Below are 12,120 nucleotides of genomic sequence, written 5' to 3'. Positions count from 1 at the left end.
GAAGCTAAATTCCTCTCATGAGATTTACTAGGAGAGCTTGAAGAGCCTTGGGAAGACTCACAATAGGCCTTGGCTGAAGATAATTATTTCCCCATAAGTTCACAAACTTGGATGAAGCTCTATCTAGAGCTTCTATCTCATCAGCGCTTAGCTCGATCTCTCCTGCAGCAGCATATTCTTCAACCCTTCTCTCATTCATGGTTCCAGGAATAGGGATCCCTCCTTTTGATACTATCCATGATAGTGAAATAGCAGCTCTGGTTACACCCCTCTTTCTAGCGAGGTTTTCCAACACCTCATTCAACACAGCTTCTTTCTTTATCTCGTTGAAAACAGGGTCTGCCCTCTGAACAATGCTTTTAGCTGTTGCTCCAGCAAGCGCTCCTTTGGCGAGAGGACTCCAGGCTATTAGAGAAATGTTGTTTTTCTTCAGCAGTTCCATTGTCCCTCTCTCTATGGTTCTGTAGCCAAGACTATACTGAAGCTCATCCGCAACAGGCTCCAAGCTTTTTGTGCAGCTCAGCACAAATCTCAGAGCCTCATCACCATAGTTGGAGAGACCGTAGTAGTGAGCCTTTCCCTCCTTAACTATTTGCTCCAGAGCTTGGACTACATTGCATATTTTCCCTCTATCTGGAGGCCAATGGTGAAGAATTATGTCTACTTCTCTCCCAATTCTGGAATTAATCATTTTAATGCTCTTTTCAATGTCTTTTCTTTCAACTCTGAAGCCTGCTATTTTAGAAACGATGATTGCGCTCTCCTTGAGGCTCAGATTCCGAATCGCATAGCCCAGCACTCTCTCCGATTCACCCATGCCATATATTTCAGCAGTATCAAATAGGTTTATTCCAAGCTCAGCAGCTCTCTGAATGATTTTCAATGCTCTCTCTTTATTATTCCCTCCCTTCCCCCATAGCTTGGATCCAAGTTGCCAGAACCCAAGGCCTATAACGCTCGCTTTTATTCCACTTTTCCCAATATTCACATATTTCAAAACCCACACCTTTACACGAAGAACGAAATAAAAGCCGGGGGCGGGATTTGAACCCGCGAGAAAACGGGTTTCAACCAATGGGCTTTATTGAAGCACACCATCTGCAGCCCGCCGCCTTAGGCCGCTCGGCCACCCCGGCTCAAAAGTATTCTCAGATAGAAGCAAAAATTAATTTTGCGGATCAGCCTTTCTTCATGCCCAGCTTCTTCTTCTTGGGCCTCAGGCTCTTGCTTCCGCACCTTCTGCACTTCGTTGCTCCAATTGGATTAAGGGCACCGCACCTTCTGCACACCATTTTATCAAGGACTCTCTTTGCCACAATGTTTACCAGCACTGGATCCTTCACAGGCAATGTAAGCACCTCTTTTCTATATGCTTGAGCACACTTGAGCACAACGTATTATTTCATGCGAGTTTATTTAATTTTCTGTTGAGGCTTTCTATACAAGTTATGAATTGATTTCTCACAACCACGGTCTTCTTAAGTAATTCTTATAGACCCCGCCGACGCATATAACTTAATATGGGGCAACAATGATGAGGGTTGGTATTTCTGAAAAATGAGGAATGACACCAATCCTGAGATGTCCCCGAGAGAAGTGAATAAGAGCTAACGGAGGAGGAATAAAATGGAGTTTCTGAAAAAATCTCTAGGCATTAAAGTTTCGAGCATATCTGATATTGCTAGGCTGGCTGCCTCATCATCTTCTCCAATGTCACCTCCAAGGAACATCTTCAGAATAACTATTGAAGGAAGGACACTGATTTTCATCTTGCTTTCATTCCCTAACTACTTTGAGCTAAGGGGCCTTCCGATTGTGTTCTTCTATGAATGCGGGGATTCCATGCAGGGATGCAAAAATTCTCCATACCTAGCCTATAGAGTAGTAGAAGGGGGAGAGCAGGTTCAATTTTCAGAAAGAAGCATACCAGGCTGGCTAATGATACCTATTGTGAACGTAGAGAGCATAACCAGCATGGAAAGGTTGTTCCTCAATGAGTGAAAATGGTTTCAATCCCCTTGATCTCATCTCAGCAGAAATTGGCTCAATGACAAAGCTTCTTCATCTCATGGGTTTAGGGAAGAGGGAGATCAACATATATTTGTATTTACTGACAACTGGCCCCTCAACAGCTAGAGAAATAGCGCAGTCTCTCTCCATTCCTTACTCCAAGGCATACGACTCGCTATCAAAACTAGAGAGATTGGGTTGGGTGCTGAGAGGAGAGGGGAGACCACGGAAGTTCTATTCAGTCAGCATAAAGGAGATATGGGAGGAGACAAAAAGGAATATTGAAACCAGAATGCTGGAAATAGAGGAAAAGCTAATTCCATTGATCGAGAGGGTAGCATCAGCTCAGTCACCTCTATTCAAAATTGTCCTCATAGGAGAGGAAGAAATTCACAGATCTTTCAAAAAGATGCTCGAGTGGAAGGGAAAGGAGATTTCCATCGCCATAGCTCACCAGGAGCTTCTTGAAGAGGAAATTCTCGAACTCATTTCTGCGCTATGGGGAGAAAGGGCAAGAATTCTCCTCACAAGGGATGTACTTGAATCGCTCAGAGGCCAAGTGAAGCTCAAAGAGACCAAGCTGAGAGTGATAAAAGAGATGTTCGGAAGTGGCATCATAGGAGGAGGAATCATGCTCGTTTTTCGCAATGGAGGAAGGCTCTCCGGTCTATGGTCAGATCATGCTTACTTCGTCGATTTGGGTAGAGTCTACTTCGAATATCTTTGGTCCCAATCTAGAGATGTCTCAAAATAAATATTTGCTTTCATTGAAAAAACCGCTTTCTGGAGAGCCCTCACGAAGCTCGGGCATTTAAAGCGAACTTCAGGCAGTTCCTTTTGCCTTCTCCTCATCATTCACAATTGGAAGATAGGAAACAGCAAATCTTTCCTTTATAACAAAATCCTCAAGCGCTTTGACCAGAACCTGAGACCTATTCTTGTATTTACCTGATGCAACAAGCTCATCGATCATTGACAGTATTTCATCTGAGAGCTTGATTGTTATCGTTCTCTTCAACCTGGCCCCTCTCATAACTTTATTTATTTCTTAATACTTATTTAAACGGGAGGATCAGGGCTTTTTGAAAAAGACTCCATGAGGTGAATTCAATATGGGCTCCGATGAGAAACGCTACAGCATTATAGAGCTGGAATCAATGGCCCTAGGAAATAAGCTATCTGAGGCAAAGCTGGTGAACTGTGAAGATTCAAGGAAAAAGATGATTGTAGCTATTGGAAGAGATGGAGAAACATTTAGAACAAGATGCATTGAGGAAAGCAAAGCCAGAAGGGCGCTGATCTCCATATTGAACTATATAAAATGGAGCAGAGATATTATTAGTTCGGAGCAGCCAACTGGAATTGAGAGCTGGTAAAAGGGATAGCAGTTTGAGTGCAGATTCAAGCTCTTCAGAACTTTTCTCTTTTCTTTTGAAGAAATTCTATATAGAGAGGCTGAAGGATTACAACGAAAGAATATCCGACATGAAAAATCCAAAAATCATATATGTAACCGATCTAACTTATTGTCCTCTGAAGAGGGATTACAGGAGAGAGTACACTGAGCTCTCCTTTCAATTCGAGCCATATATGATTTTGGGAGATATGGTCCACAGAGGAATTCAAGAGCAATTGAGTGATATGGGATATGAAATCGAGAAGGAATTTTCCCTCGATGTGAATGTAGATGGAGAGCTCTACACTATCAAGGGAAGAATTGACGCTTACTCTCCCGAGAGCATTGTTGAAATAAAGACAGCGAGATCGGGCATAGGACTCCCGCATGAACATCACATGATGCAGTTGAAAATCTACATGAAGATGACTGGAGTGACGAAAGGAACGCTAATCTATGTGACTCCAGACAGGTTCGCCGAGTACTCAGTATCCTCAGCTAATATAGATTTAGCAGAATTGGTGAGAAGGCATTTAAGCAAGGAGAAAGTTCCACTCTGGAACTGGGAGTGCAGGAGCTGCATATATTCTAGGTTCTGCCCGTTCAGCCAGGCATGAACTATAGCAGCAAGGAAAAACGCTTGAATTTCATGAAAGCATAGAGAGAATTTCGTTTTTCAAATCATTGAGGTCAGCTGATATTATACTCCTTATCCTCACATTGCTATAGGCCTTCTCAACGCTGGTCAGAGATCTAAGCGATTCTGGGTGTGCGATTACTAAGTATGGAATTTTCAGCGAAGAAGTTATTCCTGATTTCAGTATTGATGGCAGAGGATCCTTTCCCAATATATCAATTGCTGCTACTTTCTCATTCCTAACCGCTATTGCTGAGAACTCAACATCCCTGAGGTTGTATTTTCTTTCGATGAATTCCTTTGCCTCAGCCCCCCTCAGAATATTTATTCCGGAAGCTGGAGGAAGGAGAGCTGAGAGGGCCTCTAGCAGCATCCTCCCATCGAAAATCAAATCCTCTCCCTTTTTCGTAAGGATATAGCCATAAAGCTTCCTTATTTTTGAGTCAACCAATTCAAACTGATAGTTTTTCTGATGAAGAGTTGTTAAATAATTCAAACACATGAGTTTAACTGATGGACTGCGAAATATCCTCCTGCATGATTCGCAATAAAAGCTCTTTCCAAGCTTCTTGAGATCTCTCTCGGTTACATTTTGCTTACAGTTTGGGCATATCATTTTCTCTCCAAAGAAGAAGGAAGATTTTGGTCCTGCATATCCACATAGGAAATGCTGGACAATCTCACTTGGCTCAACATTCGTTGATCCGCAATAAGGACAAAGCAATACCACCCTCACTCTTGGAGAGCTGCATATAGGACATACAATAACTCTTTCAACTTCCTTTATGCTTAGAATATTAAAATCAACTAAGAAGAGCAAGATAGATCTCTTTTTGCCCTCAACATCAACCTCAATTGTTTTCCAAGCTTCAATATTCTTGATCAGATTCTGCGAGATGTTGGAATCATAGGCAGCAAGCTCTATACTGTTAAAGGCTGAACTTATCCTATCTCCTATATGAGGGATCTCATCTCTCCCCTCCATTTGCTTCTTGTATAGGTAGAGGAGCAGCTCAACTGTTGAAATAAGCAATTCAGTATTTGATTTCAGTTTCTCAATTATTTCTTCGAACTCCTTTTCGCTAGCGGTTTCTTGAGACATCTACAGCCACCAACTCCTCCCTAATTATTTTTATAATGAACATGGATTTTCTCTGCTCTGAATTTACCAGTGCTAGAGCATTGCCTTTAGCTATTTTTCATTCAATTACTATGATTTAATGAAACAGTTATAATTTAGCATTTTCTCTCCATTTATTCAAATCTAATGCTTTTCTTCGAGGAAGAAACTCAATTGAAATATCGATCCAGCATTTTCAAAGGAAATACAATTTTCGTATGGAGACATGGTTTTCACTGTTGAAGCTTTTTTCCCAAATTGATAACAATCTAGATTTTAAAAAACATCTATTGTTATCACAAATTGATTAAATCTATATATTTCAGTCCAGAACCTGTCAGAGGGACGAGGACCTTGTTTCCGATAAGCCCACTCTTCTCCAAGTGCTCGAGCGCAGGCCATATCACGGCACTTGAAGGTTCGACGAGGAGTCCCATGGAGTAGAGAGCTCTCATCCCAAACTTAATGTCTTCATCATTGACAATGATAGCTCCTCCTCCTGAGGAATTTATGGCACTGACTATGTCATTCAGCCTGGGGGGATTGGAGACAACAAGGGCATCTGCTAGATCTGAGGGACCTGAGGCATCTCTCACTATTTTGGCCTTTCCTCTCAAATAGTTTATCCTGGTTGGCTGCACAGCCCAGAGCTTTGGCATGAAACCATTTCTCTTTAGATTCCTCTGAAAACCTTGATAAATTCCAAGAAGCAGGGTGCCTGAAGACAGAGGAAGGACGACATCTGTAAATCCTCCTCCCCAACTTCTGAGAACTTCTTCAATCATGAACGACATCCCAAAATTAAATAGAGGGTTCACCATGTGCCCTATATAGCATGCACTGCTATCCTCTCTAATCATTCTCAGAGCGCTTTCATATGCTTGTTCTCTAGTTTCGGTTATATGGAGCGTTGCTCCTAGCAGAGAGAGCAGCTTGGCTTTTGTAGGAGCAATTGTCTTTGGAGCGAATATGTTTGCTTTAATTCCAAGCTTTGCAGCATATGCTGCTGTTGACACACCGGTATTCCCAGAGGAGTCCTCGACAAACGAGGAGCACTTCTCCTTCGCAAGGAAATACTGAGCTGTGAAGGCTGTCCCCCTATCCTTAAAGCTTCCCGATGGATTGAGATATTCTAGCTTGAATATCAAATCCCTATTCTCTTTTCTCACCTTCAATGATGGGGTATTTCCCTCTCCCAAAATGCTTCTTATTCTGGGGGTCCTCTTCGCAATAGCGTTCAGTGGAGCTCCACAGTTGGGGCATTTCCAATCCTTGGTAGGTTTCTTGGAGGTAAAGCCGCAGTTTGGACAGGTGAAACTGAATTCCAACTTCATTCAGCCCCAAACTGCCTTAATATTACTGGGGCCAAGTGCTCTGGCTTTGTGTACCACTTATCATACTTGTAGGTCTGTCCCTTATAGCTCATTTCGATGTAGTCGCCCTTGTCCGAAAGGACCATGACAATTTCGTTATCCTTCACCAACCTCAACATTCCTGTTCTCGGAAGGATTTTGATTCCTTTCTCATTTAGCTTCAGAGATATTTTATCTCTCAGCTCTTCTAGATAGTCTGCCATGTGCATGCACCTTTCTAAATTAACCCGCTAAAAAATTCCTTTAGAAGATTATTAAACTATTCTTTTTCATTATCTCATATTGCGGAATTTCAATAGAGCTTAAAAGCTAAATCTGAGCATAGATCTCTTGAGGCGCATAAACATTGAAGAGAGTTTTCATAGCAGTTGAGGTGAAAAATCCAGCCTTGATAAACAAGCTGATAGAAATAGAGCGATCCATCGAATATCTGGGAGTTCCAATAAAGATGGTTGAGCCTGAGAACCTACACATAACGCTTGTCTTCATAGGGGAGGTAGAGGAGGATATTGTTGAGGAGATCAAATCAGCAATCAGCGAAGTAGTGAGCCCTCCAATCTCTGCCCAGCTGGTAGGAATGGGGGCTTTTCCGACGATCCATTCTCCAAGAGTTGTCTGGGTTGGAATAAAAAGAGGCTCTCAGGAAATAGTGCAGCTACAGAAAAAAGTTGAATCTGCATTGAGAGAACATAGGATTAGTTTTGAAAAAGAGAGAAACTTTGTTCCACATCTAACCTTGGGGAGAGTTAAGGGAAAAAGGAACATTGAAAAGCTTGCTTCCTTCATAGAGAAAAATGCTGATATGGTTTTTGGAGATGAGGAATTCAATGAAATAAAGCTGAAGGAGAGCATTCTTACTCCAAAGGGTCCAATATATAAGGATCTCTTCATTCAAAAAATGCTCGGATGAACCTCCATGACCATTGCCGAACCAGAGCTGAGAGTTCTGAGATGGGTAAAGCCGAGAGATGAAGATAAGGAAAGAGCTCAGAAAGCCTTCGAAGACATAAGGGAGAGAATGCAGAGAATACTCTCATCAAACTACTCTTCTCCCTTCGATATTCGCCTTCAAGGGAGCATTGCTAAGGACACCTGGCTCAGAAATGATCCGGAAATGGACATCTTCGTAATATTTGAAGAGGAAATGTCTAGGGAGGATTTCAAGAAAATCGTTGAAAAAGCAGCTAAGGAAATGGCGGATCTAAATCCCAGAATCTCATATGCTGAGCATCCCTATTTGACTTTGTCTAAGGATGGTTTCAACATTGACATTGTCCCATCACTGAAAATGAAGGAGAGCGGTAGACCAAGGACAGCTGTTGATAGAACCCCCCTGCATACAAAATTTGTTCTAGAGCACACTGATGAGAATTTGAGAGATGAGATAAGACTAGTCAAGGCATTCATGAAGGGAACAGGTGTGTATGGTGCAGAAGTTAAGGTTGGAGGCTTTTCCGGGTATCTTGCTGAGCTTTTAACTATTAAATTTGGAGGCTTCAGAGAACTGCTGGATGAAGCAGCCAAATGGAGATCTCATGTAATTATTAGCTTTGAGTCAGATCAGAATACTATCAAGCAGCTCAGAAAAAGATACCCAGAATCACCCATGATACTACCAGATCCAGCCGATCCCCTAAGAAATGTAGCTGCTGCTCTAACACGGAAAAAAATGGCAGAACTTTCTCTCGCTTCAACTCTCTATTTAGAAAGACCCAGCTTGTACTATTTCTCACAGAAAACGGAGCTGCTTCTTCTCGAAGAGGCGAAAAAATTGCCGCTGGAAATTTACAGCGACCACACAGTTGTCCTAGATGTCAAGCTAAAGAGCACACCTCATCCGGACATTCTCTGGGGGGAGCTCAAGAGGTCATCCAAATCAATTCGAGGAATCCTAGAGAGAAACAATTTCAATGTCATTCGCTGTGACTGCTGGACAGATGAAAGAGAGAGAGCGCTTATAGCATGCTTAATCGAGGAAAAGATGCTGGAGCCCTTAGGCAGCATTAATGGTCCTCCCTTCTTTACAAAGGAGAACTCCATTGAATTTCTTCAAAAGTACATGACTATTCCAATGGCTGGACCATGGTTCGAAGATGACGGAAGACTTCATGCCCTTTACATCCGCTACAAAAGGTCTCCTCTGCAGCTCCTAAAAGATAGGCTAGATGAGGTCTTGGCTGGAGATCTGAAGAGTGGAGAAATTAGACTGTACAGATTGAATAGCGAAAAGATGTCTGCAGAGGATGAAGCATCTAGATGGCTTCTCCTTTTTCAGATTGGAAAGCCCAGGTGGCTGTTGCCCAGATATCTCCAGGAACTAAGGGGAGAAACTGAGGAAAGAGTTCTCTTTCAATGAGATGCGTAGAAATATAGGCAAGCACTGCTTCTTAGATAGTAGAAATTTCTTATACCTCTCTGGCTTCAATGATATGTAACCTTATGCTATATGCTTTCCGTCTTCATTCTTCTTCCTACCTCAATCGAAAAGGATCTTCTGGTCATGAAATATAAGAGAAGTTTTTCATAAGATGGTACGATGGTAATATGGCCACTTCGATTTGCTATCCTCCACACCATAAAGAGCAATGCCAAATGCTTACCTGGGACTGCAGCGTTCTACTAATGGAAAAAAGAGAGCTCGAGTTTCTCTCTAAGGGAACAGATTCTGCGATTTTTCTTTTTCAGGACGATCTCGTTCTCAAAATTTCGAGAACCGATAGAATGCTCAGGGCAGACAGAGAAGCAAACATTCTCAGGCTTATCAGCTGGAAATCCAAAAAGAGAATAGCTCCTAGAGCCTTCGCGAATACAAGATATTGCATCCTGATGGAAAGGATTAGTGGAAATATTGTCAAGGAAATTGTGGATAAGGATGAGCCAAAATTGCTATCGAGGAAGCTGATTAATCTGATTGAGGCAGCAGTAGAGCTGGATAACATTGGGATCGCTCATGGAGAGCTCTCCAGAGTAGGAGAACATGTCATTTTTGTTGAGGAAACCCCAATTTTCATAGATTTCGGAAGCGCAAGTGTGAGTAGGAGTGCATCCAATCTAACTCAAGTTCTCTCACAGCTCTTCTTTTCAAAAAACATCATCTCATCTACTCTGAAAGAAAAGCTGGGTTTATCCGAAAAAGACATTGGAGAACTTCTGGAAATAGCTAAGTCCTACAAGGAACTGAGAAAACTCAATAAACCGGATGAAAAAATTCTGGAAAAAATAAGTCACATTCTCTCCAAGTAATTAGCTTTCTTCCTCCACTAAGCCCTCTCCCTTTAGCTTGTCTAAAATGCTCATTGGAACGTAGTATGAACCACCTATTCTTACAGGTATCATTCCCCTTTTCTTAGCAACTGCTATTGTGGTAATCAAAATATCTTCCTGAGATGGTTTGGAGAGCTTTGTCTTGCACTTAGGACATATGTATCCATGCTTGCTCATTATTTCATTAATTGAAGGAATCCCTATGTAATCCTGTCCAACCTTCTGTAAATAGTGAAGAACATATCCGCAGTTTCTGCATCTATATACGATTGGCAAGATATCACCAAAACTAGCATAATATACTATATAATAATTAGAAGTTATGCTAACAGTATTACCAAGAACAGCTCTATATTACCATTGAGCACTCATTAGAATTAAAAACAAAAATCGCACTAAAACGGGCAATTCCCTAGGTAATACCACCGGGATTATCTTAGAAATACTCTGTCTAACTGCTTTTAAATGTATTTCGCGGGAAGCGGTCATCAGCCCCAAAAAACAGTTAATTCTAGGAATAGCACCGAGAACCCATACAGGATTGAAGGGAAAGTGAAGCGTAAAAAATCTTGAAAAACTTCACAAAATTAAACTCCTTTAAAGATTGCACGACTCCAGCTATCATATTCACACTGTAATTTTTTATATTATTAATCGAATCCAAATATGAAGGGTGATGAGATTGTCAAAGAAAATTGTTATTCTGGGAGGAGGAGCTGGTGGAGTAGTTGCTGCTCTTGCGCTGGCTGATGCCAAGAGGAAGCACAATCTGGACATGGACATCGTGGTAATAAACAGGGATGAATGGCACTACATGCCTCCCCTTTGGATGGATATAGCTCTGGAGGGGATATCCATCGATGAGACAAGAGCCCCGCTTTATTCTCTAGAGAGCTATGGCGTAAAGTTTGTGAAGGGTGAAGCCACAAAAATTGATCCAGAGAAGAACAGCGTTCATCTAAATGATGGAAGAACGATGGACTACGAATATCTCTTTGTTACTCTCGGCTTGAGGAATGGATGGGATGCTATACCTGGATATGAGAGAGCTGGTTTTCATAACTATGAACCGGAAAGTGCTCTGGAGCTGAACAAGGCCATAAGGAATTTCAGAGGAGGAAAAGTTGTGCTGACAGTTCCAGAACTGCCTTTCAGATGTGGCATATATCCAATGGAGTTCTCAACAGTTCTTGGACACAAGTTCCAGGTAAGAGGAATTAAGGCAGAGATCCTAATACTTAGTCCAAAAATCCATGATGGAAGAGACATTTCATGGGCTCTAGGGAAGGATATAGGCAATCTCTGGCAGAAGTATTTTGAAAAGCATCAAATTGAAATAAAAACTCACGATGGGATTGAGAGGGTTGATGATGAAAGGAAACTAGTAATAACTAGGAACTATGAGGAAAATTATGATCTCTTGATAAAAGTTCCCCCTCCAAGGCCTCCAAAAGTTCTCGAAGATCCTGTATTTCTGTTTGATGAAGACAAAAGATTCGTGAAGGCGAGGACAAAGGATTTCAGACACCCTGAACATGAGAACATTTTCCTGACAGGGGAGCATTCAATGCCTCCAGTCGGGCTTGGAACTGCTGGAGTCTTCGTTGACACTGCAACATATAAAGCAGCCACCTTGTTCTTAAATGAGCAGTACGGAGTGGAGGATATACATGAAATTCATCCAGTAGCATGTGTAGCTTATTGCGGTGATAAGGGTTTTCTCGGCCTCTGTGAAATTGAGCTCAAAGGAGAGAAATATGATTGGAGCAACTGCTACAATATCGCTGAGAACTTTGCAATGAGATTGGTGAAGCGTGGCTTCTACAAGGGTTGGCTTGATAGATTTAAATTTTGATAGGTGATAGTCATGGAATCCGATTCCAATGAAATTGAAATTCAAGCCATTAAGGATCTATTGGAAATAGCTGTAGAGCTAAAGAAATCTGGTATTCTGGGAATGCTGAAGGAAATGCTATCCGACTCACAGAAGGCGCTTTCCGGGATGCAGGCTGATACGAGCCTTCTTAGGCTGGGAGTCCTGCTTGGAGCTATGCTTGAGGCCTCCAGGAGGTTGAATTCGGACAAGATAGCTGACTTGAAAGAGAATACAGAGGATACAGCACTATGCCTCCTAAGCACGGTTTCCTCATCATCACCCCAGAAGGCTCCCCGCCTGGGCATTTTAGGACTTCTGAAAGAAATGAGAGATCCCAAAGTTCAGAAAGGACTGGGATACTTGGTGGAGTTGCTTAAAAACATGGGATCTTGCCTGGGTGAGCTGGAAGCCGAAAAGATAAAAAGGAAAAGCTAAGTCTAAGCT

Annotated in this window: 16 protein-coding genes and 1 tRNA gene; 9 read left to right on the top strand and 8 right to left on the bottom strand. The window is 42.0% G+C overall.

The features are described from left to right. Nucleotides 1-4: 4 nt before the first annotated feature. The 3 genes from QXR92_02370 to QXR92_02360 all read right to left on the bottom strand — a co-directional run bounded on the left by QXR92_02370 (nucleotide 5) and on the right by QXR92_02360 (nucleotide 1,343). On the bottom strand, nucleotides 5-988 hold the full coding sequence (locus QXR92_02370) for an aldo/keto reductase (protein MEM0318854.1): 984 nt from the start codon (nucleotides 986-988) through the stop codon (nucleotides 5-7). 41 nt (nucleotides 989-1,029) lie between these two features. Beyond that, nucleotides 1,030-1,136, bottom strand: a tRNA-Cys gene (locus tag QXR92_02365). 42 nt (nucleotides 1,137-1,178) lie between these two features. Then, on the bottom strand, nucleotides 1,179-1,343 hold the full coding sequence (locus QXR92_02360) for a 50S ribosomal protein L40e (GenBank protein MEM0318853.1): 165 nt from the start codon (nucleotides 1,341-1,343) through the stop codon (nucleotides 1,179-1,181). A gap of 283 nt (nucleotides 1,344-1,626) precedes the next feature. Between QXR92_02360 and QXR92_02355 the strand changes: the two genes are divergently transcribed. Then, nucleotides 1,627-2,001 (top strand): hypothetical protein, encoded by a 375-nt coding sequence (locus tag QXR92_02355; protein ID MEM0318852.1) that lies wholly within the window; start codon nucleotides 1,627-1,629, stop codon nucleotides 1,999-2,001. Then, the gene (locus QXR92_02350; GenBank protein MEM0318851.1) at nucleotides 1,994-2,764 is read left to right on the top strand and encodes a helix-turn-helix domain-containing protein; all 771 of its coding nucleotides are present in this window, start codon (nucleotides 1,994-1,996) and stop codon (nucleotides 2,762-2,764) included. The genes QXR92_02355 and QXR92_02350 overlap by 8 nt, the downstream gene beginning before the upstream one ends. A 69-nt stretch (nucleotides 2,765-2,833) precedes the next feature. On the opposite strand, the gene QXR92_02345 is transcribed toward QXR92_02350, so the two are convergent. Next, a complete protein-coding gene (locus QXR92_02345) occupies nucleotides 2,834-3,028 on the bottom strand; it encodes a ribbon-helix-helix domain-containing protein (GenBank protein MEM0318850.1) in 195 nt (64 codons plus the stop codon). Between the two features lie 94 nt (nucleotides 3,029-3,122). On the opposite strand from QXR92_02345, the gene QXR92_02340 reads away from it, so the two are divergent. Beyond that, on the top strand, nucleotides 3,123-3,386 hold the full coding sequence (locus QXR92_02340) for a hypothetical protein (protein ID MEM0318849.1): 264 nt from the start codon (nucleotides 3,123-3,125) through the stop codon (nucleotides 3,384-3,386). 13 nt (nucleotides 3,387-3,399) lie between these two features. Beyond that, nucleotides 3,400-4,023, top strand: coding sequence for a CRISPR-associated protein Cas4 (cas4, locus tag QXR92_02335; GenBank protein MEM0318848.1), 624 nt, complete (start codon nucleotides 3,400-3,402; stop codon nucleotides 4,021-4,023). A gap of 30 nt (nucleotides 4,024-4,053) precedes the next feature. On the opposite strand, the gene QXR92_02330 is transcribed toward cas4, so the two are convergent. The 3 genes from QXR92_02330 to QXR92_02320 all read right to left on the bottom strand — a co-directional run bounded on the left by QXR92_02330 (nucleotide 4,054) and on the right by QXR92_02320 (nucleotide 6,739). Then, complete coding sequence (locus tag QXR92_02330) at nucleotides 4,054-5,145, bottom strand: hypothetical protein (protein ID MEM0318847.1); 1,092 nt, start codon at nucleotides 5,143-5,145, stop codon at nucleotides 4,054-4,056. 314 nt (nucleotides 5,146-5,459) lie between these two features. Next, nucleotides 5,460-6,491: a pyridoxal-phosphate dependent enzyme gene (locus tag QXR92_02325; protein MEM0318846.1), complete on the bottom strand. Its 1,032-nt coding sequence runs from the start codon at nucleotides 6,489-6,491 to the stop codon at nucleotides 5,460-5,462. A 2-nt stretch (nucleotides 6,492-6,493) separates the two neighbouring features. Further along, nucleotides 6,494-6,739: a hypothetical protein gene (locus QXR92_02320; protein ID MEM0318845.1), complete on the bottom strand. Its 246-nt coding sequence runs from the start codon at nucleotides 6,737-6,739 to the stop codon at nucleotides 6,494-6,496. Between the two features lie 143 nt (nucleotides 6,740-6,882). Here QXR92_02320 and thpR point away from each other — a divergent pair, with 143 nt between their 5' ends. The 3 genes from thpR to QXR92_02305 all read left to right on the top strand — a co-directional run bounded on the left by thpR (nucleotide 6,883) and on the right by QXR92_02305 (nucleotide 9,779). Beyond that, nucleotides 6,883-7,446, top strand: a complete 564-nt coding sequence (thpR, locus tag QXR92_02315; GenBank protein MEM0318844.1) for an RNA 2',3'-cyclic phosphodiesterase — start codon at nucleotides 6,883-6,885, stop codon at nucleotides 7,444-7,446. A gap of 6 nt (nucleotides 7,447-7,452) precedes the next feature. Further along, nucleotides 7,453-8,892, top strand: a complete 1,440-nt coding sequence (gene cca / locus QXR92_02310; protein ID MEM0318843.1) for a CCA tRNA nucleotidyltransferase — start codon at nucleotides 7,453-7,455, stop codon at nucleotides 8,890-8,892. A gap of 236 nt (nucleotides 8,893-9,128) precedes the next feature. Continuing rightward, a complete protein-coding gene (locus QXR92_02305) occupies nucleotides 9,129-9,779 on the top strand; it encodes a hypothetical protein (GenBank protein ID MEM0318842.1) in 651 nt (216 codons plus the stop codon). On the opposite strand, the gene QXR92_02300 is transcribed toward QXR92_02305, so the two are convergent. Next, on the bottom strand, nucleotides 9,780-10,076 hold the full coding sequence (locus tag QXR92_02300) for a hypothetical protein (protein ID MEM0318841.1): 297 nt from the start codon (nucleotides 10,074-10,076) through the stop codon (nucleotides 9,780-9,782). 406 nt (nucleotides 10,077-10,482) lie between these two features. Between QXR92_02300 and QXR92_02295 the strand changes: the two genes are divergently transcribed. Both QXR92_02295 and QXR92_02290 read left to right on the top strand, forming a co-directional pair. Continuing rightward, complete coding sequence (locus QXR92_02295; GenBank protein ID MEM0318840.1) at nucleotides 10,483-11,655, top strand: FAD-dependent oxidoreductase; 1,173 nt, start codon at nucleotides 10,483-10,485, stop codon at nucleotides 11,653-11,655. 12 nt (nucleotides 11,656-11,667) lie between these two features. Continuing rightward, nucleotides 11,668-12,111 (top strand): DUF1641 domain-containing protein, encoded by a 444-nt coding sequence (locus QXR92_02290; GenBank protein ID MEM0318839.1) that lies wholly within the window; start codon nucleotides 11,668-11,670, stop codon nucleotides 12,109-12,111. Nucleotides 12,112-12,120 lie beyond the last annotated feature (9 nt).

This window comes from Fervidicoccaceae archaeon (genome assembly GCA_038734945.1).
Taxonomy (GTDB): Archaea; Thermoproteota; Thermoprotei_A; order Sulfolobales; family Fervidicoccaceae; genus ARK-14.
Note: the sequence above shows the minus strand (reverse complement) of the source record. Positions and strands in the feature narration are given on the sequence as shown.

What these genes read in the sequence shown, in the direction of transcription:
- QXR92_02330 (MEM0318847.1), bottom strand. Translation starts at nt 5,145, where the DNA reads ATGTCTCAAGAAACCGCTAGCGAAAAGGAGTTCGAAGAAATAATTGAG.
- QXR92_02355 (MEM0318852.1), top strand. Translation starts at nt 1,627, where the DNA reads ATGGAGTTTCTGAAAAAATCTCTAGGCATTAAAGTTTCGAGCATATCT.
- QXR92_02305 (MEM0318842.1), top strand. Translation starts at nt 9,129, where the DNA reads ATGCTTACCTGGGACTGCAGCGTTCTACTAATGGAAAAAAGAGAGCTC.
- QXR92_02290 (MEM0318839.1), top strand. Translation starts at nt 11,668, where the DNA reads ATGGAATCCGATTCCAATGAAATTGAAATTCAAGCCATTAAGGATCTA.
- cca (MEM0318843.1), top strand. Translation starts at nt 7,453, where the DNA reads ATGACCATTGCCGAACCAGAGCTGAGAGTTCTGAGATGGGTAAAGCCG.
- QXR92_02340 (MEM0318849.1), top strand. Translation starts at nt 3,123, where the DNA reads ATGGGCTCCGATGAGAAACGCTACAGCATTATAGAGCTGGAATCAATG.
- QXR92_02320 (MEM0318845.1), bottom strand. Translation starts at nt 6,739, where the DNA reads ATGGCAGACTATCTAGAAGAGCTGAGAGATAAAATATCTCTGAAGCTA.
- QXR92_02350 (MEM0318851.1), top strand. Translation starts at nt 1,994, where the DNA reads ATGAGTGAAAATGGTTTCAATCCCCTTGATCTCATCTCAGCAGAAATT.